Origin of the sequence: Pukyongia salina (assembly GCF_002966125.1) — a bacterium.
GTDB lineage: Bacteria > Bacteroidota > Bacteroidia > Flavobacteriales > Flavobacteriaceae > Pukyongia > Pukyongia salina.
This window is the reverse complement of the sequence record NZ_CP027062.1, coordinates 2,362,550-2,385,086: the sequence shown is the minus strand read 5'-3', so window position 1 is coordinate 2,385,086 and position 22,537 is coordinate 2,362,550. Positions and strand designations below refer to the sequence as shown.

The 22,537-nt window shown below is 42.5% G+C and carries 22 protein-coding genes; 10 read left to right on the top strand and 12 right to left on the bottom strand.

The annotated features are described in order from the left end of the window. Both ettA and C5O00_RS10865 read right to left on the bottom strand, forming a co-directional pair. Entirely contained in the window at nt 1–1,692 is a 1,692-nt protein-coding gene (gene ettA / locus C5O00_RS10870; protein WP_105216875.1) for an energy-dependent translational throttle protein EttA, read from the bottom strand. A 29-nt stretch (nt 1,693–1,721) separates the two neighbouring features. Beyond that, the gene (locus C5O00_RS10865; protein ID WP_244593049.1) at nt 1,722–1,898 is read right to left on the bottom strand and encodes a CAL67264 family membrane protein; all 177 of its coding nucleotides are present in this window, start codon (nt 1,896–1,898) and stop codon (nt 1,722–1,724) included. A 105-nt stretch (nt 1,899–2,003) separates the two neighbouring features. Between C5O00_RS10865 and C5O00_RS10860 the strand changes: the two genes are divergently transcribed. The 4 genes from C5O00_RS10860 (at nt 2,004) to C5O00_RS10845 (ending at nt 5,966) form a co-directional block, all read left to right on the top strand. Beyond that, nucleotides 2,004–3,632, top strand: a complete 1,629-nt coding sequence (locus C5O00_RS10860; RefSeq protein ID WP_105216873.1) for an acyl-CoA carboxylase subunit beta — start codon at nt 2,004–2,006, stop codon at nt 3,630–3,632. A 5-nt stretch (nt 3,633–3,637) separates the two neighbouring features. Continuing rightward, nucleotides 3,638–4,909, top strand: coding sequence for an MFS transporter (locus tag C5O00_RS10855; protein ID WP_105216872.1), 1,272 nt, complete (start codon nt 3,638–3,640; stop codon nt 4,907–4,909). Continuing rightward, on the top strand, nt 4,906–5,295 hold the full coding sequence (locus C5O00_RS10850; RefSeq protein WP_105216871.1) for a VOC family protein: 390 nt from the start codon (nt 4,906–4,908) through the stop codon (nt 5,293–5,295). The genes C5O00_RS10855 and C5O00_RS10850 overlap by 4 nt, the downstream gene beginning before the upstream one ends. 248 nt (nt 5,296–5,543) lie before the next feature. After that, nucleotides 5,544–5,966, top strand: coding sequence for a DoxX family protein (locus C5O00_RS10845; protein ID WP_105216870.1), 423 nt, complete (start codon nt 5,544–5,546; stop codon nt 5,964–5,966). A 3-nt stretch (nt 5,967–5,969) separates the two neighbouring features. Here the strand turns inward: C5O00_RS10845 and C5O00_RS10840 are convergent, their stop codons facing one another. The 7 genes from C5O00_RS10840 to menA form a co-directional block, all read right to left on the bottom strand. Further along, nucleotides 5,970–7,286, bottom strand: a complete 1,317-nt coding sequence (locus C5O00_RS10840; RefSeq protein WP_105216869.1) for a M24 family metallopeptidase — start codon at nt 7,284–7,286, stop codon at nt 5,970–5,972. Between the two features lie 87 nt (nt 7,287–7,373). Beyond that, the gene (locus C5O00_RS10835; protein WP_105216868.1) at nt 7,374–9,098 is read right to left on the bottom strand and encodes a DUF2135 domain-containing protein; all 1,725 of its coding nucleotides are present in this window, start codon (nt 9,096–9,098) and stop codon (nt 7,374–7,376) included. A 98-nt stretch (nt 9,099–9,196) separates the two neighbouring features. Continuing rightward, a complete protein-coding gene (locus C5O00_RS10830) occupies nt 9,197–10,273 on the bottom strand; it encodes an AMP-binding protein (RefSeq protein ID WP_105216867.1) in 1,077 nt (358 codons plus the stop codon). 11 nt (nt 10,274–10,284) lie between these two features. Next, a complete protein-coding gene (locus tag C5O00_RS10825) occupies nt 10,285–11,217 on the bottom strand; it encodes a CPBP family intramembrane glutamic endopeptidase (RefSeq protein WP_105216866.1) in 933 nt (310 codons plus the stop codon). Between the two features lie 14 nt (nt 11,218–11,231). Further along, a complete protein-coding gene (locus C5O00_RS10820; protein ID WP_105217653.1) occupies nt 11,232–12,275 on the bottom strand; it encodes an o-succinylbenzoate synthase in 1,044 nt (347 codons plus the stop codon). A gap of 42 nt (nt 12,276–12,317) precedes the next feature. After that, the gene (locus C5O00_RS10815; RefSeq protein WP_105216865.1) at nt 12,318–12,998 is read right to left on the bottom strand and encodes a metal-dependent hydrolase; all 681 of its coding nucleotides are present in this window, start codon (nt 12,996–12,998) and stop codon (nt 12,318–12,320) included. Between the two features lie 28 nt (nt 12,999–13,026). Next, the gene (gene menA, locus C5O00_RS10810) at nt 13,027–13,929 is read right to left on the bottom strand and encodes a 1,4-dihydroxy-2-naphthoate octaprenyltransferase (RefSeq protein WP_105216864.1); all 903 of its coding nucleotides are present in this window, start codon (nt 13,927–13,929) and stop codon (nt 13,027–13,029) included. 173 nt (nt 13,930–14,102) lie between these two features. Here menA and C5O00_RS10805 point away from each other — a divergent pair, with 173 nt between their 5' ends. Both C5O00_RS10805 and C5O00_RS10800 read left to right on the top strand, forming a co-directional pair. Continuing rightward, entirely contained in the window at nt 14,103–14,474 is a 372-nt protein-coding gene (locus C5O00_RS10805) for a DoxX family protein (RefSeq protein ID WP_105216863.1), read from the top strand. Nucleotides 14,475–14,476: 2 nt separating this feature from the next. Continuing rightward, nucleotides 14,477–15,214, top strand: a complete 738-nt coding sequence (locus C5O00_RS10800; protein ID WP_105216862.1) for a DUF6090 family protein — start codon at nt 14,477–14,479, stop codon at nt 15,212–15,214. Here C5O00_RS10800 and holA read toward each other — a convergent pair. Further along, nucleotides 15,198–16,196 carry a DNA polymerase III subunit delta gene (holA, locus tag C5O00_RS10795; protein ID WP_105217652.1) on the bottom strand — a complete coding sequence of 333 codons (999 nt, stop codon included), beginning with the start codon at nt 16,194–16,196 and terminating at the stop codon, nt 15,198–15,200. The two genes, C5O00_RS10800 and holA, sit on opposite strands and share 17 nt — an antisense overlap. A 199-nt stretch (nt 16,197–16,395) precedes the next feature. On the opposite strand from holA, the gene C5O00_RS10790 reads away from it, so the two are divergent. The 4 genes from C5O00_RS10790 to C5O00_RS10775 all read left to right on the top strand — a co-directional run bounded on the left by C5O00_RS10790 (nt 16,396) and on the right by C5O00_RS10775 (nt 19,363). Continuing rightward, nucleotides 16,396–16,845, top strand: a complete 450-nt coding sequence (locus C5O00_RS10790) for a type I restriction enzyme HsdR N-terminal domain-containing protein (protein WP_105216861.1) — start codon at nt 16,396–16,398, stop codon at nt 16,843–16,845. Nucleotides 16,846–16,863: 18 nt separating this feature from the next. Then, a complete protein-coding gene (locus tag C5O00_RS10785) occupies nt 16,864–17,856 on the top strand; it encodes a glycosyltransferase family 2 protein (RefSeq protein WP_105216860.1) in 993 nt (330 codons plus the stop codon). Between the two features lie 84 nt (nt 17,857–17,940). Then, a complete protein-coding gene (locus tag C5O00_RS10780) occupies nt 17,941–18,804 on the top strand; it encodes an OmpA family protein (RefSeq protein ID WP_105216859.1) in 864 nt (287 codons plus the stop codon). Between the two features lie 145 nt (nt 18,805–18,949). Then, nucleotides 18,950–19,363, top strand: coding sequence for a hypothetical protein (locus C5O00_RS10775; RefSeq protein ID WP_105216858.1), 414 nt, complete (start codon nt 18,950–18,952; stop codon nt 19,361–19,363). Nucleotides 19,364–19,366: 3 nt separating this feature from the next. On the opposite strand, the gene C5O00_RS10770 is transcribed toward C5O00_RS10775, so the two are convergent. Then, a complete protein-coding gene (locus C5O00_RS10770; RefSeq protein ID WP_105216857.1) occupies nt 19,367–19,984 on the bottom strand; it encodes an L-threonylcarbamoyladenylate synthase in 618 nt (205 codons plus the stop codon). A 49-nt stretch (nt 19,985–20,033) separates the two neighbouring features. Continuing rightward, a complete protein-coding gene (locus C5O00_RS10765) occupies nt 20,034–22,355 on the bottom strand; it encodes an ATP-dependent helicase (protein ID WP_105217651.1) in 2,322 nt (773 codons plus the stop codon). Between the last annotated feature and the right edge of the window lie 182 nt (nt 22,356–22,537).

Genomic DNA, 22,537 nt, shown 5'->3' with positions numbered 1-22,537 from the left:
TCAACGAATGAGTTTCTTGTACTTGATCCTTTTCGGAAGGAGATCTCCGCCTAATCGTTTCTTCTTGTTTTCTTCGTAGTCACTAAACCCTCCTTCGAAGAAATACACCTGGCTATTCCCTTCAAATGCCAGAATATGAGTACAAATTCTATCGAGGAACCATCGATCGTGAGAGATGATCACAGCACACCCGGCGAAGTTATCCAGTCCTTCTTCCAGTGCTCTCAAAGTGTTTACGTCAAGATCGTTGGTTGGTTCGTCCAAAAGAAGTACGTTTCCTTCCTCCTTAAGGGTCATGGCAAGGTGTAGCCTGTTCCGCTCCCCACCTGAAAGCATACTCACTTTTTTGTTCTGTTCGCTTCCGCTGAAATTGAACCTGCTTAAATAGGCCCTGGAATTTACCTGTCGTCCGCCCATCATGATTAGTTCCTGGCTATCGCTAAAGTTCTCCCAGATGGTTTTATTGGGGTCGATATTAGAATGTGCCTGATCTACATAGGCAAGTTTGGCCGTATCTCCTACTTCGAAAGTACCTTTATCCGGGGTTTCTTCCCCCATGATCATTTTGAAGATAGTTGTTTTACCGGCGCCGTTGGGGCCAATAATTCCCACAATACCCGCTTGTGGTAATTTAAAGTTCAGATCCTCGTACAGCAGCTTGTCACCGTATGCTTTCGAAACTCCTTTCGCTTCGATAACATTGGTACCCAGCCTGGGGCCATTGGGAATATAGATCTCCAGTTTTTCGTCCAGTTGTTTCTGATCTGCGCTGGCTAGCTTCTCATAATTACTTAGACGGGCTTTCTGTTTTGCCTGTCTTCCTTTGGGAGCCATTCTAACCCATTCGAGCTCGCGTTCTAAGGTTTTTTGACGCTTACTCGCCTGCTTCTGCTCCTGTTCAAGCCGTTTCGATTTTTGTTCAAGCCATGAAGAATAGTTTCCTTTCCATGGAATTCCTTCTCCCCTGTCCAATTCTAATATCCAGCCGGCGACATTATCCAGAAAATAACGGTCGTGAGTTACAGCTATCACTGTTCCTTTATATTGGGCCAAATGATGTTCCAGCCAATGTACACTTTCCGCGTCCAGGTGGTTAGTAGGCTCGTCGAGTAGCAGAACATCCGGTTCCTGAAGTAAGAGCCTGCATAAGGCAACTCGTCGTCGTTCCCCTCCAGACAAAACACTTATGGGTTTATCGGCTTCAGGGGTACGAAGTGCGTCCATGGCGATCTCCAGTTTGGTGTCCAGTTCCCATGCATTAGACGCATCTATCTGATCCTGCAATTTCGCCTGCTTATCCATCAATTCCTGCATCTTATCCGGATTCTCGTACACCTCCGGAAGACCAAACATATCGTTTATTTTATTGTACTCATCCAGAATTCCAACTACGTCGGCTACCCCTTCTTTTACGATCTCTATTACTGTTTTAGATTCGTCCAGTTGTGGTTCCTGTTCCAGATATCCTACCGTATAGCCGGGTGCGAATACAACATCGCCCTGGTGGTTCTTATCCAGCCCTGCGATGATCTTAAGTAAAGTGGATTTACCGCTTCCGTTGAGACCTAAAATCCCAATCTTGGCACCGTAGAAAAAACTTAAGTAGATATTTTTTAATACCGGAGTTTGTGCATTTTGATAGGTCTTCGAAACCCCGGACATGGAGAAGATAACTTTCTTATCGTCGGACATTTTGTTTTTAGAATTAAATTATATTAGAACTATACCCGGCCTTTGAGGGCATTAAAAACCCAGGCGATCGCAAAAAAACCTATTCCCACCGAGGCAAATCCCCAACCGGCAACATCTTCATATTTAAAGGCTCCAAGAACAATCAGGCCAATCCCAACGACGATCATAATAAATGTGGCCCAGGCTAAAACTGTATTTTTATTCATCATATTTTGTTAATTAGAGAGCAACAACAAATATCGTTAATTAATCGTATAATATCCTAAGCATAATACTACACTTTTGTATTTTTGAGCAAATGAATCACGCGCATGGATATTAACTTCAATAAAAACGAAGATCATAATAAATTACTTGTTTCCGATTTACGCAAAAGACTTACCAAGATCAAAGCAGGAGGCGGCCCTAAGCGTATAGAAAAACATCACGCCAAAGGCAAGATGACCGCGCGCGAACGAATAAATTACCTACTCGATGAGAATTCTAACAGCATCGAAATTGGTGCCTTTGCTGGAGATGGTATGTATGAGCAGCACGGAGGATGTCCCAGTGGAGGAGTTGTAGTGAAGATAGGCTACATTGCTGGTAAACAGTGTATTGTAGTTGCTAACGATGCCACGGTGAAAGCCGGCGCCTGGTTTCCCATTACCGGGAAAAAGAACCTTAGGGCTCAGGAGATCGCTATGGAAAATAGGCTACCAATAATCTACCTTGTAGATAGTGCCGGTGTTTATCTCCCTATGCAGGATGAGATCTTCCCCGATAAAGAACATTTTGGCAGAATTTTCAGGAATAATGCCGTGATGAGCAGTATGGGAATTACTCAAATTGCCGCTGTGATGGGGAGTTGTGTGGCTGGTGGAGCGTATTTACCCATCATGAGCGATGAAGCCTTAATTGTAGATAAAACCGGGAGTATTTTTTTAGCCGGGAGTTATCTGGTAAAAGCGGCTATTGGCGAATCCATCGATAATGAGACCCTGGGAGGTGCCACCACTCATTGTGAGATCAGTGGTGTAACAGACTATAAAGCAAAAGACGATAAAGATGCGCTGGATACCATAAAGGGTATTGTTTCTAAGATAGGTGACTACGACAAGGCGGGCTACAATAGAATCGACCCTCAGGACCCGGTGGAAGATCCTTCCGGTATCTTCGGGATCCTGCCCAAATCCAGAGCCGATCAATACAATATGCTCGAAATTGTAAAGCGGCTGGTGGATAATTCAGAATTTAAAGAATATAAAGAAGGATATGGCAAAACCATTCTTACGGGTTACGCCCGAATCGATGGCTGGGCTGTGGGTATAGTTGCTAATCAGCGTAAGCTGGTTAAAACAAAAAAGGGAGAAATGCAGTTTGGCGGTGTTATCTATAGTGATAGTGCCGACAAAGCCACTCGCTTTATTGCAAATTGTAATCAGAAGAAAATTCCGTTGGTGTTCCTTCAGGATGTTACCGGCTTTATGGTAGGCAGTAAAAGCGAACACGGAGGTATAATAAAGGACGGCGCAAAAATGGTTAATGCGGTTAGTAACAGTGTTGTCCCTAAATTTACTGTCGTTATAGGTAATTCTTACGGTGCCGGTAATTACGCTATGTGTGGTAAGGCCTACGATCCTAGGCTGATAGTTGCCTGGCCTAGTGCCGAACTGGCCGTGATGAGTGGTAATAGTGCGGCTAAGGTTCTACTGCAGATCGAGACGGCATCCCTCAAAAAACAAGGAAAGAAGATCACTTCCGAAGAAGAAAAAGAACTATACGACAAAATTAAAGCCCGTTACGACCGGCAAATATCTCCGTATTACGCAGCTGCCCATTTATGGACCGATGCCGTGATCGATCCTATGGATACTCGCAAATGGATCTCCATGGGTATAGAAGCGGCAAACCACGCACCCATTGAGAAAGATTTTAATCTAGGGGTGATACAGGTATAAAAAAGATGAATCCATCCCAGCCGGTGAAACAGCCGTGGTATATAATCGTGTTGCTCATCCTCGCCGGGGAGGCCGTTTTTATATTACCATTTGTGCTTGCGCGGGTTTTCAGACCTACCTTCTTAGCGGCCTTCGAACTGGATAACGTATCTCTAGGTATCTGCTTTTCCACCTATGGGATCGTGGCACTGATCTCCTATCTCTTTGGCGGCGTATTGGCCGATAGATTTAAACCTGCCAAACTAATGGCAGTAGCACTCTGGTTAACGGCTGCAGGAGGAGTTTTTATGGCAACTTTTCCCGATTATTTCCTCATGAAGATCCTCTATGGCTACTGGGGTTTTACAACAATATTTCTATTTTGGGCAGCCATGATAAAGGCCACCCGTATTTGGGGCGGCGTTTCAAGTCAGGGGAAAGCTTTCGGATTTTTAGACGGTGGGCGCGGATTGGTGGGTGCTGCCTTCGGAACTTTAGGTGTCTTTATTTTTTCATTATTTATTGATGCAAATGCCACCGAAACCTCCCCGGAGTTAAGAGAGGAAGCATTTGGTTATGTGATTCTGGTTTCGTCTGCCATAGTAGCACTAATTGGAATTTTCGTTTTCTTCTTTCTCAAGTTCAGGCATGAAGACGAAGTTGTACCTTTAAAAGAAACTATTTCAGCCGAAGATATCAAGACCGTAATAAGCATGCCGGTTATCTGGTTGCTCATGATCATCATTCTCTGTGCCTATGTAGGATACAAAACTACCGATGTGTTCTCGTTATACGCTAGGGAGGTCATGCTTTTTTCTGAAGTAGATTCTGCCAAGACCGGAACATTCCTGTTGTACATGAGGCCGCTGGTAGGTGTGCTGGTTGGATTTTTGGCCGATCGTGCGAAGGCATCCGTCTACCTCATCGTGGGCTTTTTGTTGTCGATCGCAGGTGCGGTAATATTTGCATCCGGCCTCCTGGGGCCTGATCATGCTCTAACTTTTTTCTTCTCTATTATCATTATAGCCATGGGAGTGTATGCGGCCCGTGTATTATATTTTGCCGTATTTAACGAAGGGAACATCCCACTGCTACTGATGGGTACAGCTGTTGGCGTAGTATCATTTATTGGTTACACTCCAGATATCTTCGCGGGCCCTATGATAGGCTATTTCCTGGATGAATATCCGGGCGAACCAGGCCAGCAATACGTATTCTGGATCCTGGCTGGTTTTTCATTCATCGGACTTATTGCTTCCCTCCTCTTTTATCGAATTACCAATAGGAAAACAACATGAACCAATATTTAAATAAGATCGCCATAGTAGTACGTGATTACGATGAAGCCATTGCCTTTTATGTGAACATCCTAAATTTCGAACTGTTGGAGGATACAGTGTTGAGTCCGTCGAAACGATGGGTAGTTGTAAAGCCGAAAGGATCTGGCCACTGTGGATTATTGTTGGCCAAAGCAGCTAACACAGAGCAGAAAAATGCCATCGGAAACCAAACCGGGGGGCGTGTATTTCTATTTCTGTATACCGATAACATCGATAGAGACTATCAGAATTTAATAAAGCATAATGTTGAGATAGTAAGGGAACCTTCAAATGAGAGTTTTGGTAGAGTATTAGTTTTTGCCGATCTGTACGGAAATTTATGGGACCTGATTCAACCAACTTAAGATGCTTCTACTGCTTCAGAAGAAAAAAAGAAACCTAACTACGAGAATAGTAATAAGAATATTATAGTTGTATAATTATGGATAAGCTTTCACTATCTGAAGTTACCAAATTCTTCTTCCATATTGCCTGATAAAATTGACTAGAAAGGCATCTGTTATAAAAACAGACTTTAGAAAGTTTACAATATTTAAATTTTATCTTATTAAAAATGAGTATCTTACAGTAAGATAATTATAATCATTTAGTCATGGGAACAATTAAAACACTGAATAAATGGGCCAACAGGCATACCTATTATCCACTGGATCTATTGCGTGTTGCACTAGGCGTTTTCTTATTCTATAAGGGGGTTTATTTCATGTCCAATCTTCCTGTACTTCTGGAACTCTACGAACCAGTGAAACCGGTTCTCGGGGACATGATGCTGGTGCATTATATCGCTCCGGCACATTTTGTGGGTGGCGCCCTGATCGTATTCGGACTATTAACCCGATGGGCGATCATCGCGCAGTTACCAATTCTACTGGGAGCTTTCGTGATAAACTTTATTGGTGAGATGAATACTACCAATCTTATTGTATCCTCTACAGTACTCCTGGTATGTATTTTCTTTTTATTCTATGGTTCGGGCAGGCATTCAGTAGATAAGTATCTAAAAATGCAGAAATAACCTTTAATCTGATGGGATGGCAATGATCGCCTCCTGTCGGCCATTTACATAGCGGAAACCGTCTTCTCCGTAAAATCCTGCTTCCTCAAGCATGATTCGCACATCTTTTTGCCATTCGTCTATCGTGACAGTTGTATTTAATTCGATAGCGTACACCGTGTTGGGATAAAGTGGATAATCACCGCGTACCGGTACTCCACCCTGCGAATCCCACATCCCGATAGTTGGACCGGAACTATGTCCATAGGTACCCAGAGGATGGGTATAGATGGCTGGCCTTAATCCTGCTTCCCTCCCCTCGGAAAGTGATTTAAGCAAGATCTCATTCCCACTACGGCCCGTTTTAAAATTAGCTGTAAAAATATCCTGAACCCGGTTACCATCGGCAAATGCTTTCCGCAGATATTTCGGAACCTCATCTTCTCCTTCCTTTAAAACGTAAGCATGCTGCTGGCAGTCGGTGTTAAGACCAATATAAGTGATCCCGAAATCGCAATGTAACAGGTCGCCCGGCAGGATCACCTTACTTTTATCACCTTTGGTAAAAGAATAGATATGACTTTTTAATGCCTCACTCGATCTTTGTATATCTACGGTTGGATGAAACCAGGTTTCCAGGCCCATATCGGTAACCTTCTGGCGCATCCACCACACCACATCGTCGGTGGTTGTAGTACCGGGAGTGATCACTTTTTCGGAAAAGGCCTCTGCGATTATATTATGAGTGACCTCCACCAGGGTGTTATATAATTCCATCTCCTTTTCCGTCCTGGTCTCAATCCAGCCTATAGCCAGTTTCTCTGCCGAGACCAGTTTTCGTTCGAGATCATCCGGTAAGGCTTCTTTCAGCTCTGTATAATCTGTATGTACCAAGCCATCGGCAATACCAAAATGCTTCGAAATATTGATGCCGATCTTCCGGGGATTGCGCTCTCTAATGATCTCCACCAGCCGGGCCCATTGATCCGGTTGCTTCTCTTTATCCCATGCAGACGATATGTTTTCCCCTACGTCGTATCGGGCCACAGCGAGTTTTTCGATGGTATTATTAGTCTTGTCCCTATAGAATACCAGAATGGTTCTACGGCGGGCATTCAACCACCGCGCAGGCAACATAGTTCGCATTACCGGATCTTCATTATATTCCCTGGAAATTACGAGCCACATATCGATATCGGCACGGTCCATCAACGAGGGTAGCAGATTATTGAATCGATCTGCAAGGATCTCATCTTTTAGTTTTGCCCTGTCCCACTCACTGAGGATCTGGGAGGACATAGAAAGGCTTCCGAAGAAAAAGAGGAATAGTAATATTCGCATGGAGGTCAATTTTTTTTAAAGATACATATTTCAATAAAAAAAAGAGCCGCGATCGCGGCTCTTTAAATGATGGTTAATTTTAATAGATCACAGAACTGCGATCCTATCCATTAGCTGTAATTTCTTGTCTTCAACAATACGTACCAGCTGTATTTCCCTACTTTGATCTGCTCGGCCATAATTTCTATAAATTGTAAGCTTTACATAGGTTGCTCCATCCACATCGAGAATCTCACCCTCTTTCAGTGGATGTTGTACTTTTAGATAATAGGAACCTGTTTGAAGCTCTTCCAGGTCATAGATCTCCGGGCCATATCCGGATTCGTTATTACTAAGCAGCACACCTCCGGCCCTGGTTTTGGGGTTCTCGGGAGTTGCGATCTCCAGATTAGGATCGATAACGGTTAGGTCGAGATCCACATCTTTTCGATTCCAATCGATCACTACCCGCATATCTCTGGTAACGTTTTTCAAGTCGGTCGACCTGATATTATAAGCCTTTCTGGCGGTTTCCGAACTGCTAAGAATGCTAGTTATATCGTTTTCTACAATTCTTTTGTATTCCTTATTAAGTCCGGCTCTCTGCGTTACCGAGAATAGTAGCTTTACGGCTTCTTCCGGGTCGCCAGCTTCATAAACGGCCAGAGCGAGATCCCGGTACGACTGAGGTTCGTCTGGTCTCAGTTCGAGGATCCTGCGATATACAGTAACAGCATCCATTGCTTTCCCCTGCTCCTCCAGTTTATATGCCAGTACTTTCAGTAATTGAGGGTCGTTACTCTTTACTGTGGTAAACGAATTTAAAACGCCCATTGCAAAATCGGGGTCAATTTTTTTGAACCTGTCGAAAATATCCACATAGAATGCGGGATCGTTAGGATTATTCTCTCTTAAGCTAAGGTAGGTGCTCATCCGGTCATTACTGGATAGAATAGATTTTACCATAGCCTGGTACGGACTCGCATAGCCTAATTCCGTAGCTGTGCGCTCATTCGCCAATCGGGTACGCGCTTCTTCTTGTGCTGCCAGGTAGCGTTCGCTATATGGCAGGTCTGGAGCGAGCGCATAATCTTTTTGAGAACCAGACTTTGTGGTGATTAGTACAACTCCATTTCGACCTTCCTGGCCATAAAGTATGGCAGCACTTAAGCCCCTTAATACCTTTACACTTTCAATATTATTGGGGTCCAGATCGAGAAATCTACTACTGGTTATGGCACCTCCACCGGATAGGCCGGATAGATCATTGGTCCCGGCATTAAAAGGAGTTCCGTCCACAATAAATAAGGGAGTATTGTTTCCGGTTATCGAACTACTGGAGCGGATCACAAAATTAGTTCCCGAACCCAAAGCTCCACTGGTTCCGGTGATCCTGGCGCCGGGGATCTTGCCAGCCATAGAGCGAATGGCGTCCGATTCGGGCTTATTTTCAATGTCTTTCGCTTCGAGTATGGTTACCGAAGTAGGAATTAGTTTATCGCTCTTAGGAACACCATACGTACGGATCACTACCGTCCCTATTTCTTCGGGTTTCAGGGACAGGGTGAAATCCATTGTTCCACCTTCTTCGATTACGGCAATCTCATCGTTCATTCCCAGGTAAGAACACACCAACTTCTGTCCAACTTTTGCCTCGAGGGAATAATTTCCGTCAAAGTTGGTTTGCACACCTTTATCTGTGCCCAAAACCAGGATACTCGCACCATTCAAGGGTACATTATACTCATCTGTTACAAGCCCTTGTACAGTAACAGTCTGCGCCCCTAGTTGTAGGACGAAGAAACAAACGAATGTGGTAATTAATTTTTTCATAACGCTGTGGTTTTAAAGATTTTCCATAAAACTAACATCGCTTTACACAAAAATAAACCACCAATGAGTAAAACCCCAATTTGAGCGAGGGAAATTTCTTATTTGTATTTCTGAAGTACCTTAAGCACGTCCCGGCGTTTTAATTTACCGGTGTCTGTGTACACAAATTTAGATAAGCTATACACCCTTTTTGGGCGTTCGTGGGGCTCTAATTTCCGGAATGCATCGGCCAGGGATGAAGTCTCTTTCATCTCACCTTCGAAGATTAGGATGACACGCTCTCCCAATAGCTCGTCTTTTTCAGAAGCAATAAGGAAATTATTAGGAATAAAGGATGACAATTTTGCTTCCACTAATTCGGGATAGATCTTTAAGCCGCCACTATTGATCACGTTGTCATATCGTCCGTGCCAATTGAAGTTTGTAGGCGAGTTTAAAGTCACCACATCATTGGTAACCAATGGGGCATCCAGGATTGCAGGAGCAGTAATAATCAAACAACTTCTCGCATCTACCGAAAATTTTACATCGGGAAGAGCAGAAAAGCTTTCACTTCGTGCGGGGCCGTTTAATCTTCTAACGGCCACATGTGTTGCTGTCTCGGTCATGCCATAGGTGGCAAAAGCCTCGGTATCTACATCTTGTAGTTTTTCCTCTAGTTCGGCGGGAACTCGTCCTCCGCCAATGATGAGTTTCTTTACTTTTTTCAGGGCGTCCAGGGAGTGCCAGACCTGGTATGGGACCATGGCAACAAAATCGTAATCATTATCGTATTCGGTGAGAGAATCTTTGGAGGGTGTTACGACGTGCAGATCCCAACCCAAAACCATAGCACGAACCAACATCATCTTTCCGGCTATATAATCGGCTGAAAGACACAATAAAGCCTGGGTATTGTTCCCGGCCTTGAAATAGGCACCGGTAGCCCTGGCGCTATTGATCATGTGAGCTTTACTAAGTTCGATCCATTTTGGCTTCCCTGTAGATCCCGATGTTCTCACTTTAATGGTTTCAGAAAAATCCAACCATTGCTCCAAAAAGCGAACCACACTCGCTTCCTGCTCATTACCATCCTCAAGTAAACCATCGGCAAAATTCAAAACTTCTTCGGCCGAGGAAAATTCAAGACCGTTAAGTTTAAATGCCGGGTGAAGTGATTGTGAGGTTGGTTTCAATGTCTTCCGGATTAATGTACGTAATCTATAGTGTCTTCTTCAATAAGGGGCGGCGGTTCTACCTTACCCAATAATTTGTCTTTCCATCCTGTCCATTTATAACGCCAGGCCATTATACCTATAAAGATGGGATAAATTATAAATACCGGAGCAATTATATCGAAACCGGCAGAAGGTTCGGAAACATCTTTCAGGACCGAATTTGTTTGAAACACTGTCCAGTCTGCCGTAAGCAATAAAGCCGCAACAAGATTATTACCAGCATGAAACCCTAGGGCCAGTTCCAGCCCGTCATCCATTAAAGTTATGATCCCAAGGAAGAATCCTGTCCCAATGTAGTAGACCATCATTACGCTTCCCAGTTTTTCCACCTCGGGGTTAAGGAAGTGTAAGCCTCCAAAAATGATCGATGTAAGTACCAGCGGCACCCATTTGTTCTTTGCCAGTACTCCTATCCCCTGCATGAGATAACCACGAAACATATATTCCTCGAAACTGGTTTGCAATGGAATAAAAATGATAGCTATCAAAGCCAGGAATAAGAAGGGAACGAGATCGAACTGCAAGACATAATCATCGGGGTTGGCATAATAATCTATACCGGTAAGTACGATCGTGGTTACCGCTATGATCCCAAAACCAAACCAAAACCTGCCCCAGTCGATTTTCTTTCTTGCTGTAGTGAGTGATCTAATAGATTGTTTATGCACATATTTTACCCATACAAAGAGGGCGACCAGAAAGAGCGCCATAGGCGCAATATTCTCAAGAAAAACCCTATTGGAGCCTTTTTTTGCGATCTCTTCTTTTATGATGGTGTCTACGTCGATATCCAATAGTAAAATTACCGCATAGTTTAATGCGGAGAGTCCTAATAACCCCGCAATGGGCAGCAGATAACGCCACCAGTCGTGTAAATGATTATAAGCCTGAGCTATGTACATTTTCCTATAAATATTTAGAGCTTCAACAGTTCGACGTTCCATGGTTTCCCGCCGATATATTGAAGCCGTCCATTATTAACTGTAAGTGGTGATGGGACGTTGTTGGTAAACAAACTTCCCGTTCCCAATCCTTGTGGCAATTTACTATTTTTTATGAAGGTGTACTGCGAAATAGCGTTTAATCCTACATTACTTTCCAGAGCCGATGTGACCCACCAGCCCGCGTGATTTTGTTCGGCTATTTCTATCCATTCGTCACTGCCTCCAAAGCCTCCGATAAGACTAGGTTTAAGTATGATATATTGAGGTTTTATGGTGTTTATTAGATGTTTTTTTTCTTCGGAATCTACCACACCTATTAGCTCTTCATCCAATGCAATGGCCAGGGGTGAACGAGCACACAAATTGGCCATTTCTTCTGTCTGACCGGCTTTGATGGGCTGCTCGATAGAATGGATTTGAAATTCAGACAACCGTTTTAACTTCTCTAAAGCATCTTTGGGGTGGAAAGCTCCGTTGGCATCGACTCGTAGTTCTACGTCCGATTGGTTGAATTCGCTGCGGATAGATTGTAAAAGTGATAGCTCTGTTTCGAAATCGATCGCACCTATCTTCATTTTAATACAATTGAATCCCTGATCAAGTTTTTCTTTGATCTGTTCTCGCATATAGGAAGCACTTCCCATCCAAATAAGTCCGTTGATAGCTATGGATTCCTTTCCCTTTGAAAATTGGGAAGGAAAAATTTGAAACGGGTCATCCGATCGAAGGGAGCGAAAGGCTGTTTCAACACCTATTTGTATAGCAGGAAATTCAATTAGAGCCTGCAAAAGTTCTTGCTCCCCCATGTGAATTTGATCACAGACCCACTGTAGTTTTTGTTCGAAATCTGGTCTGTCATCCACACTTAGCCCCCTGAACATACCACATTCTCCTATCCCAAACCTCTCATCATCTCGCAGAATAAGGTACCAAGTATCCTTGGTAGTTAAAATACCTCTCGAGGTGCCACTGGCTTTTTTAAACACAAGCCGGTGCTTTTTAAAGGAGGCGTTTATCATAAAAGGATACCCTTATTTTGTCGTGGGATTCTAAACATACTAAAGTTCGATGGACTCGCCAATTTCCAACAACATAAGATCTTTCCCGGCATCGTAAAATTTGCGTTTGGCGAGGTCGTGGTCTATTTCGATATATCCAAACGTATCGTAGTGAACGCCCAGGACCTTATCACAATCTAAAAAATCACTGGCAATTATAGCATCGTCTATTCCCATTGTGAAATTGTCGCCAATTGGTAAAATTGCAAGATCAAGTTTGGTCTGCATGGGGATTAACTTCATATCCATAGTGAGCGCCGTATCTCCCGCGATATAAATATTCTTATGTTCTCCTTCGATCACAAATCCTCCCGGTTGACCTCCATAGCTCCCATCGGGAAACGAAGATGTGTGAATGGCATTCACATATTTTACATTACCAAAATCGAATTGCCAGTTCCCGCCGTGATTCATTGGGTGAACCGTACACCCCTTTGCCTCATAGTGCATCGCAATCTCATAATTACTTACTATAGTTGCCCCGGTATTAAGGGCAATTGCTTCGGCGTCCAGAGTATGGTCCTGATGCGCATGTGTTAATAAAATGAAATCTGCCTTTAGTGAATTTATATCAACCTTATCCTTGGATAAAGGGTTCCCACTAATGAAAGGATCGATTATAATATGTTTGTTGGCAACCTGAATGGCCAGGCTATTATGACCGTAAAAAGTGATCTTCATTGGAAATTAATTTTACAGAAAGATAAACTTAAATGAAGTTTGATGCAAATAACAGCAAGGAGAAAAGAAAGGTACTTAAAGCCACCTTCTTTAATTCCGGGTCCAGGGTGGTAGCATCTTTGGTTTTCAAAACTTTTATCACATTCAATAGTAAGGGAATAAATGCTATCAAGGGAATAAAGTGGGGCCATCCGGTGAACTCCAGCCATAAATAGACCACGGCCGAACATAAAGCAATTACAATAAGAGCCAGATGATAGAACTTAACCCGTTCCGCACCAAGGATCACGGCTAGGGTATTTTTGTTCACCTTAGCATCACTAATCCTGTCCCTCATATTATTCAGGTTCAATACAGCTGTACTTAACAGACCAATAGTGATGGCAGGGAGGACTATGTGTTCCCCCATACTTTGCGAGTAAAGGAAGTAGCTACCCATCACCCCTACTATTCCGAAGAAAACAAAAACAAAGAGATCTCCCATTGCCCGATAGCCATAGGCAGATCTACCAACGGTATATGTTATTGCGGCGATCACGGCTGCAATTCCCAGGTTAAAAAAGATAAAAGAAAGCAGGAAGTTTTCATTTCCGAAGGCATAAAAGATCAGTAAACTGGCGAGTAACAAAGTGATAATTGTAGTAATTATCATCCCCCGCTTTAATTCACGGGCTTTTAATAGTCCGCTCTGAAAGGCCCTTGCCGGACCCACGCGTTCCTTATTATCTGTGCCTTTTAGACCATCACCGTAATCATTGGCAAAATTGGAAAGCACCTGAAAGCCTAAGGTGGTGGCTATGGCGAGTAAAAATACAGGGAGTTTGAAAAATCCGCCGGCATAGGCCGCAGCACTGCCTGTAAGGATACCCGAAACAGATAAAGGCAATGTTCGTAGTCGTGCAGCCGAGATCCAGGCTTTAACTTTAGACATGTACGATTCATTAATACAGCGCAAAAATACGTTATTAATTCTCCTGTAAAAAGTATAGTCCCAGGAATTTTTAAATAGGTAATCGATCTACATTCGTCAACTAAATATATCAGACTGCATTTCCATTTGTTTTACTACTTTTATCCTCGAACCAAACAAAATTTATACTACTTATGACATCCACTCATCATTTTGGCCTACTTATTTTACGAATTAGTTTCTCCGGTTTAATGCTCGTACATGGCATTCCGAAATTATGGGATGTTCTACAAGGTGACTTTGGTTTTGGAGATCCCTTCGGAATAGGTGAACCCCTTACTAAAATACTGGCTATCATTACAGAAGTGATCTGCCCATTATTAATAATCATCGGTTATAAAACACGACTCGCCGCAATTCCAACTTTTATCACCATGGCCGTTGCTGCCTTTGTGATACATGGTGACGACCCCTTCGGAAGTAAAGAGAAAGCCTTGCTTTATGGCTTTGCTTTCCTGGTGATCGCCCTGGTGGGTGCCGGTAAATTTTCAGTAGATAAAAAATAATTATGCCCTTATTTACCAAATCCCTTAAATTAAGATCCTTCAATAATAAAAGAATAGGACGCTACTTACTTTACGCCCTGGGAGAAATTGTACTTGTTGTTGCCGGGATATTAATTGCTCTTCAAATAAATAACTATAACGAAGAACGGAAAAACGACAAATTAATAAATGGCGTGTTGCAGAGCATAACTTACGATCTGGAGCAGGATACGCTCGCGGTAGGTGCAACAATTCGTTATTACGAAACCAGGGAGGTCGTTGCCAGAGATATCATTAACAACAAATACGACCAAGATTCGTATAAAACCTGCATGCTTTGTCCTAACTTAATTAGCACCTATGCACCGTTTAAGATGAATGACAAAGGTTATCTTCAATTAAAGGAGATCGTAGATTCGGTGGAAGAAAAGGATACCTTAACCGTTGAGATCGTGCAGTTTTACAATGCTTTTGGGGCATTGTTATCCGATTTCGGGGAAGAGGTTAAGGATTTTACCATTGAAAATGTAAAAGAATGGCGAGACGAACAGCCTTGGTTTAGTGCGGTCACTTCGGGAAAGCCAGACCCTCGACTATACGAGTATATGGACAGCCAGACCTACAAGAACAAAGTCGCATATTTCTACGCAATTGTATGCAAGAATTACCTAACCATGCTCAAGGCGTATAAAACGAATGCCACAGAAGTATTAAAACGAATAAGGGAAAGGAATACAGGCGATCTTAGTCAAAAATCTTAACCAGCAGTTCCTTCAGTAAATCTCCCTGCGGAATATTGGCTCCCCCTACCCCTTTACTTTTCATATCGATCTCCCGAATATCGCTTATGATCTTACTTACCTTTTTCATGGGGTAATTAAGAGCTGCCGTTTGATAATCTTTTATGAAATAAGGGCTCACACCCAATTCACGAGCAGCATGGGCAGGATTCTTCAGGGCGTGATACTTCAGCAATTTTGAAAAGAAACTATAAAGTAAGGCCACGGTCATTACCAATGGATGATTTTTTGGATTTTGACCGAAATACTGTACAATAGTAAAGGCTTTGGTGATGTTTCTGGACCCAATGGCATTTTGTAACTCGAAGTTGTTAAAGTCCTTACTTATCCCGATATTCTCTTCTACTAACTGGGGGGTGATCTGTGATCCCTGAGGTAAGATGAGCTGAAGTTTTTCCAGTTCGTTATTTACCTTTCCAAGGTCGTTACCAAGGAATTCGGTAAGCATTTGGGCCGCCTTGGGAGTAATTGTGTATCCTTTGCCTGCGAGGACCCTTCTAATCCAATCCGGGATCTGGTTTTCGTATAATTTCTTACTCTCGAATAGTACTCCATTTTTCTGGATCGTTTTGGAGAGCTTTTTTCGAGCATCGAGCTTTTTATATTTATAACAAATCACCAACACAGTACTAGGTTGTGGATTTTCGGCATAAGGAAGCAGGTTTTCTATAGTTCTTGACAGGTCCTGAGCTTCTTTTACAATGACCACCTGGCGTTCGGCCATCATTGGATATCGCTTGGCATTACTTATAATATCGTCTATGCTTACATCCCTCCCATATAGAACCACCTGGTTGAAACTTTTCTCTTCTTCAGAAAGAATGCTATCCTCTATAAACGCACTAATTCCATCAATATAATATGGCTCTTCCCCCATTAAAAAATAAATGGGAGCTATATTACCTTGTTGAATATCTTTGATTATCTGCTTGGCTTTCTCTATGGGCACGCTAATGTTCTGTTTAAAAATAAATCTCTATTCGGTTCGATCACAGATTTATTTCATGAACCAATAAATATTTTATAAGACTATATATTAGTTTTAATATATTGATCTTCCTTCTGGCTTGACCACCCTTGTAACTTTATCTTTCAACCCGCTCAAGAGTACATTGGATGAGGCATTTTACTACCTTTGCGGTATGCAGCAGCTCAATTTTCCAGACTATAAATTTCGTTTCAAAAATAGGGAAAACAAACCGTTGATCTTTGATGTGATCAGAAAAAAATTTGTAGTTCTCAATCCGGAAGAATGGGTGCGACAACACACAGTACATTACCTCCACAACGAGCTGGGTTATCCATTATCTCACATAAATGTTGAAAAGCAGATCACAGTTCATAAAACCACCAAACGATACGATATTGTTGTTTTCAAGCCCGATGGCAGTATCCACATCATAATAGAATGTAAAGCGCCCAATGTAGATATTACCCAGGAGACATTCAACCAGATCGCCCGTTATAACTTTGTCCTGGACGCCAATTATCTAATGGTGAGCAACGGCCTGAAACACTTCTACTGCAAAATGGATTATGACGAAGACCGTTATCTGTTTTTGCGATCGCTTCCACCTAATGATAAAAAATAAACTCTTTACTTTGTCCTTATGACCATAGCCGTTGTGATCTTAAACTGGAATGGAAGAGCTTTGCTGGAGCAATTCCTGCCTTCGGTGGTGAAATACTCTTCCGAAGCAAATGTATATGTGGCAGACAACGCTTCTACAGATGATTCGGTACGGTATGTAATGAATAATTTCCCTTCAGTAAAAATTATACAAAACAAGGAGAATGGAGGATATGCCCGGGGATACAACCAGGCATTAAATACTCTTGCCGAGGATATTTTTGTATTGCTCAATAGCGATGTAGAAGTGACAAACGGATGGCTTACGCCTGTAGTTTCTGTTTTCAGGGAGGATCCCAACGTAGTGGCTGCACAACCTAAGATCCTGGATTATAAGGATAGGTCTAAATTTGAATATGCCGGAGCTGCCGGTGGTTTTATCGACAGATTGGGATACCCGTATTGTCGTGGCAGGATATTTCAATCCATTGAAACCGACCGTGGACAGTACAACGATATAATTCCTGTATTCTGGGCGACAGGAGCTTGCCTGTTTGTAAGGAGAAGTAGTTTTCAAGAGGCCCGGGGTTTCGATGAGGATTTCTTTGCCCATCAGGAGGAGATCGATCTGTGCTGGCGACTTCAGGCGGCTGGAGGAACGGTGAAGTATGTTGGGTCCTCAAGTGTCTATCATGTTGGAGGCGCCACTCTGGAAGTATCTCATCCAACAAAAACGTTTTATAATTTTCGGAACTCTCTTTTAATGCTTCTGAAAAATGTAAAAGGACCCAAAGTGTATGGTTTGATCTTTCTTCGATTGATCCTTGATGCAGTTGCCGGGCTACAATTTTTATTTAAAGGAAAGTTTAGACATTTTTTAGCCATTCTGAAGGCTCATTTTAGTTTCTACGGCCTTTTCCCAAGATTCTTAAAAAAACGTAAGAAACACGCTACAACACTGGATTATTCGAAAATAAAGTCGGTGGTTTGGCGGTACTATATTCTAAAAAAACGTAACTTTAACGAACTCTGATAATTTTTACTTAAATTATTGTTAACACTGAATTTGGAGCCTTCCTAATTCATAATTTTGATCAACCAAATAAATAATCATAACATGAAAAAGCTCTTAATACTAGCCGCGTGTACGGGACTGTTATTCACCTCTTGTGTGTCTAAAAAACAGTACGCCGAACTCGAAGCAAAACAAAAGAAAACACAAGATCTATTAAATACAGCAACGGTAAAATTAAACAGCTGCCTTACCGATAAAGCAGCAGCTTTAACCAGAGTTCAATCTCTGGAGGAGCGATTAGCCGATCTGCGTAAAACGAACCAGGACCTTATTCAAAGCTCTAAGGAACTAACCATGCTTACTCAGCAAGGTGCGACAAATCTTGAAAAATCTTTGGAAAGCCTTAAGGAGAAAGATCTTAAGATCTCCAGATTACAGGATGCCCTTAACAAAAAGGATAGCGTTACCCTTGCGCTCGTAACCAGTTTGAAGAAAGAAGTTGGACTTAACGATCCCGACATTGAGATCAATGTTGAGAAAGGTGTAGTTTTCATCTCACTTTCCGATAAGGTATTATTCCGTTCCGGATCCTACGAACTATCTTCAAGAGCAAACGAGATCTTGGGCAAGGTAGCCACCGTTATCAACAGCAAGCCTGATTTTGAAGCTATGGTTGAAGGTCACACAGACACAGTACCATACAAAAGCGGAGTACTACTGGATAACTGGGACCTTAGTGTAAAACGTTCTACAGCAGTAGTAAGAAAATTACAGGAATTAGGCGTAAGACCTTCTCAACTGATCGCTGCCGGGCGTGGTGAACACGTACCGTTAGTAGATAACAGCACTGCGGAAAACCGTGCTACCAACAGAAGGACTAAAATCCTTGTTCTACCTAAGATCGATCAATTCTATACCATGATCGAAGAAGAACTGGAAACTTTGTCTGCCATAGATGGCAACTAAGAAAAAGGATCATTAAACGTATCAAACCCGAACAATCGTTCGGGTTTTTTATTTTATTATTTTTTTTTGAAAAGTATGTAACAGCTTTAGCGAGAGATCGTCTACTTATATGAAAGACTCCCCCTACTAACCAATAATAATAAAAATGGAGCCGCATTATCAATTTTCAGACGCCGCTTTTGAAAAGCAGTTTAAGCATGGCTTGTTACATCCAAGCTATTTCACCCATGAAGCTCATTTACGTCTCGCATGGATTCATATCACTAAATACGGATTAGAAAATGCGATCGAAAATATCACATCTCAGTTAGAGGCTTTTACTAAGCTGAACAACGAAGAAACCAAGTATAATAAAACTGTTACTATTGCTGCAATTCGGGCAGTTTTTCATTTTATACTGAAGTCCAAGTCGGACAACTTCAGAGATTTCATCGATGAATTTCCACGATTACTTTTCGAATTTCGGGATCTTCTTGGTTATCACTATGCGTTCAATATTTTCGATTCAGAAGAAGCTCGAACCACATATCTGGAGCCAGATCTGCAACCTTTCGACTAGGGATCATATCTCCAAACTCCCTTTTCCTTCTCTAACCAGTAGAGGTTCGTCTCCTGTGAGATCGATCACTGTAGAAGCTATATTACCACCGTATCCACCATCCACGATCACGTCTACCTTTTTCTCCCATTTTTCGAATATGAGTTCGGGGTCTGTGGTATACTCGATCAATTCATCTTCATCCTTGATAGAAGTAGATACAATAGGATGACCTAGTTCGCGAATCAAAGCTCTTGCAATGGCGTTATCGGGTACCCTGATACCTACCTCCTTCTTTTTCTTAAAAGCCGAAGGAAGATTATTATTACCCGGTAGAATAAAGGTATAGGGGCCGGGCAAAGCTCGTTTTAGTAATTTGAAGGTTGCTGTATCGATCTGCTTCACGTAATCTGATAAATTACTCAGGTCCTCACAAATAAAGGAGAAATTGGCCTTTTCAAGCTTGATACCCTTTAACTGAGCCAATCTTTCCAATGCCCGGTTATTGGTAATATCACAACCCAGGGCATAAACGGTATCGCTGGGGTAGATCACCAGGCCTCCTTCGCGGATGATATCCACAACCTTTTTTATATCCTTCGGATTAGGATTCTCCTCATATAAACGTATGAATAGGGCCATAGTATTAAGATACGAAAATTTAAAATACCAGACGTACTTTTTTACAATCTCAGGAATCGAGAACCTTTAGTTTCGCAAAGCGAAGAAGTAATTTTTTCAAACCGCCATTCTCAAAGAGTATTTCTGCCTTGGTATCGGCGCCAACTCCTTCTATCTTCAGGATCTTTCCCTGGCCAAAGCGTACATGCTCAACCATCGTTCCTTCCGATAAATTGGCTTTTTCCAGATCGAAATTCTTATCGGTATCACTGGAAACCGGTTTCAAGCGCCGCAGCTTTCTTAGTTGCGACTCCGTAGGTCCCTTTGGCGGTACCCCCGAACTTGGCTTTCGCATTCTAAGTTTGCTCTTATCAACCTCTCCAAAAATATCGGTATCTATCAACGGTTTATAACGGTTCTCGGTGATGGGGGTAAGGTAGTCCAGAAACTGGTCCTCTATCTCTTCAATAAATCGACTTGGCTCAGCATCAATTAATTTTCCCCATCTATATCTGCTTTGGGTATACGTAAGATAAGCTTGCTTTTCTGCTCGTGTTAAAGCCACATAAAAAAGTCTTCTTTCTTCTTCCAGCTCAGAACGGGTATTCATACTCATAGCTGAAGGAAACAGATCTTCTTCCATTCCAACAATGTAGACATACGGAAACTCCAGTCCTTTAGCAAGGTGGACGGTCATTAATGCAACACGGTTATCATCTCCTTTTTCATTGTCCAGATCTGTGGCAAGGGCTACATCTTCCAAAAATTCGGCCAGGGATCCCGTGGTGTCGGCAAGTTCCTTTTGCTCCTCAACAAAGTCGCGCATCCCGTTCAAGAGTTCTTCAATATTCTCTATCCTGGCAATACCTTCAGGGGTTCCATCCTTTTTTAATTCCTGAACCAGGCCAGTCTTCTTGGTAACGTGTTCGGCGATCTGAAAGGCGTCGTAACCCTGGTTGAGCACCTGGAAGCTCTCGATCATCGTTACAAAATTTTGTAGCTTTCCCTGGGTGCCTTTGTTGATCTTCAGGTCGATCTTATCGATATGTTTCATGACCTCGAACATCGACCTGTCGTAATGGTTGGCAGCGACAATTAACCTGTCGATGGTGGTTTGTCCAATTCCCCGTGCAGGATAATTGATCACACGTTTCAGGGCTTCTTCATCTTTCGGATTTAATATCAGGCGTAAGTACGCCAGAACGTCCTTGATCTCTTTCCGCTGGTAGAATGAGAGTCCGCCGTAGATCCTGTATGGAATGTCTTTCTTCCGAAGTGCATCTTCTATTGCCCGCGATTGGGCATTGGTGCGATATAAAACAGCAAAAGAATCGTATTTCAATTGATGGCTCATAGCGTTCTCGAAAATTGAGCTCGCCACAAAACGGCCTTCATCCCCATCGGTCATAGTTCTGTTAACCAGGATCTTATTTCCTTCATCGTTAGCGGTCCAAACTACCTTTTCCAGTCGCTGTTTGTTCTTCTCTATAATGCTGTTGGCCGCATTTACAATATTTTTGGTAGAACGGTAGTTCTGCTCCAGTCTATAGACCCTCACATCGTCGTAATCCTTCTGGAAATTTAAGATATTGTTTATGTTCGCTCCTCGGAAAGCATAGATACTCTGGGCATCATCTCCAACTACGCATATATTCTGAAATCTGTCACTTAGGGCTTTTACAATGAGGTACTGGCTGTGATTGGTATCCTGATACTCATCTACAAGGATATAACGAAAGCGATTCTGGTATTTGGCAAGTACGTCCGGGAAACGGTTAAGAAGCTCGTTCGTTTTGAGCAACAGGTCGTCGAAATCCATAGCACCCGCCTTAAAACATTTATCCACATAAGCCTGGTAAATATCTCCCAGCCTGGGCATCTTGGCCATGGCATCGGCCTCTTGCAGTTCAGGATTATTGAAATATGCCTTTACGGTGATGAGGCTGTTCTTGTACGAGGATATTCTGGAATAGACCTGCTTATACTTGTAGATATCCTTATCCAGTTGCATCTCCTTGATGATACTGCGTATCACACTTTGGGAATCCTGGGTATCGTAAATGGTAAAATTAGACGGATAGCCCAGCTTATCTGCTTCAAACCTCAGGATCTTTGCAAAAATACTGTGGAAGGTTCCCATCCAAAGATTCTTTGCCTCACTACTTCCCACGATCTGCGAGATACGTTTCTTCATTTCCCGTGCCGCCTTATTGGTAAAAGTAAGTGCCAGAATATTGAACGGGTCCACACCCTGCGACATCAAATAGGCTATACGATAAGTTAAAACACGAGTCTTACCCGATCCCGCACCAGCGATAACTATCATCGCGCCTTCTTTCTGAAGTACTGGAGCTAGTTGAGCCTCGTTGAGTTGTTTTAAATATGCTTGCAAATCGTGAAGTTTCTGAGGCCGAAAAATACTGAAATTACTAAGAATTATTAGCGCCAGGTCCCATAAATTATAAACAAAAAGTCCGGGTTTTTGTTTTATTGAAAATCGTTTATCTTTAGCTGAACTTTTTACAATATGAGACAAAAATTTACCTTGGTGCTGGTACTCTTTGGGATTTGTTA

Coding starts and splice junctions, on each gene's coding strand:
- C5O00_RS10850 (WP_105216871.1), top strand. CDS start 4,906: ATGAACCAATATTTAAATAAGATCGCCATAGTAGTACGTGATTACGAT.
- ettA (WP_105216875.1), bottom strand. CDS start 1,692: ATGTCCGACGATAAGAAAGTTATCTTCTCCATGTCCGGGGTTTCGAAG.
- C5O00_RS10845 (WP_105216870.1), top strand. CDS start 5,544: ATGGGAACAATTAAAACACTGAATAAATGGGCCAACAGGCATACCTAT.
- menA (WP_105216864.1), bottom strand. CDS start 13,929: ATGTCTAAAGTTAAAGCCTGGATCTCGGCTGCACGACTACGAACATTG.
- C5O00_RS10780 (WP_105216859.1), top strand. CDS start 17,941: ATGAAAAAGCTCTTAATACTAGCCGCGTGTACGGGACTGTTATTCACC.
- C5O00_RS10840 (WP_105216869.1), bottom strand. CDS start 7,286: ATGCGAATATTACTATTCCTCTTTTTCTTCGGAAGCCTTTCTATGTCC.
- C5O00_RS10805 (WP_105216863.1), top strand. CDS start 14,103: ATGACATCCACTCATCATTTTGGCCTACTTATTTTACGAATTAGTTTC.
- C5O00_RS10775 (WP_105216858.1), top strand. CDS start 18,950: ATGGAGCCGCATTATCAATTTTCAGACGCCGCTTTTGAAAAGCAGTTT.
- C5O00_RS10815 (WP_105216865.1), bottom strand. CDS start 12,998: ATGAAGATCACTTTTTACGGTCATAATAGCCTGGCCATTCAGGTTGCC.
- C5O00_RS10860 (WP_105216873.1), top strand. CDS start 2,004: ATGGATATTAACTTCAATAAAAACGAAGATCATAATAAATTACTTGTT.
- C5O00_RS10835 (WP_105216868.1), bottom strand. CDS start 9,098: ATGAAAAAATTAATTACCACATTCGTTTGTTTCTTCGTCCTACAACTA.
- C5O00_RS10785 (WP_105216860.1), top strand. CDS start 16,864: ATGACCATAGCCGTTGTGATCTTAAACTGGAATGGAAGAGCTTTGCTG.
- C5O00_RS10855 (WP_105216872.1), top strand. CDS start 3,638: ATGAATCCATCCCAGCCGGTGAAACAGCCGTGGTATATAATCGTGTTG.
- C5O00_RS10825 (WP_105216866.1), bottom strand. CDS start 11,217: ATGTACATAGCTCAGGCTTATAATCATTTACACGACTGGTGGCGTTAT.
- C5O00_RS10790 (WP_105216861.1), top strand. CDS start 16,396: ATGCAGCAGCTCAATTTTCCAGACTATAAATTTCGTTTCAAAAATAGG.
- C5O00_RS10770 (WP_105216857.1), bottom strand. CDS start 19,984: ATGGCCCTATTCATACGTTTATATGAGGAGAATCCTAATCCGAAGGAT.
- C5O00_RS10800 (WP_105216862.1), top strand. CDS start 14,477: ATGCCCTTATTTACCAAATCCCTTAAATTAAGATCCTTCAATAATAAA.
- C5O00_RS10865 (WP_244593049.1), bottom strand. CDS start 1,898: ATGAATAAAAATACAGTTTTAGCCTGGGCCACATTTATTATGATCGTC.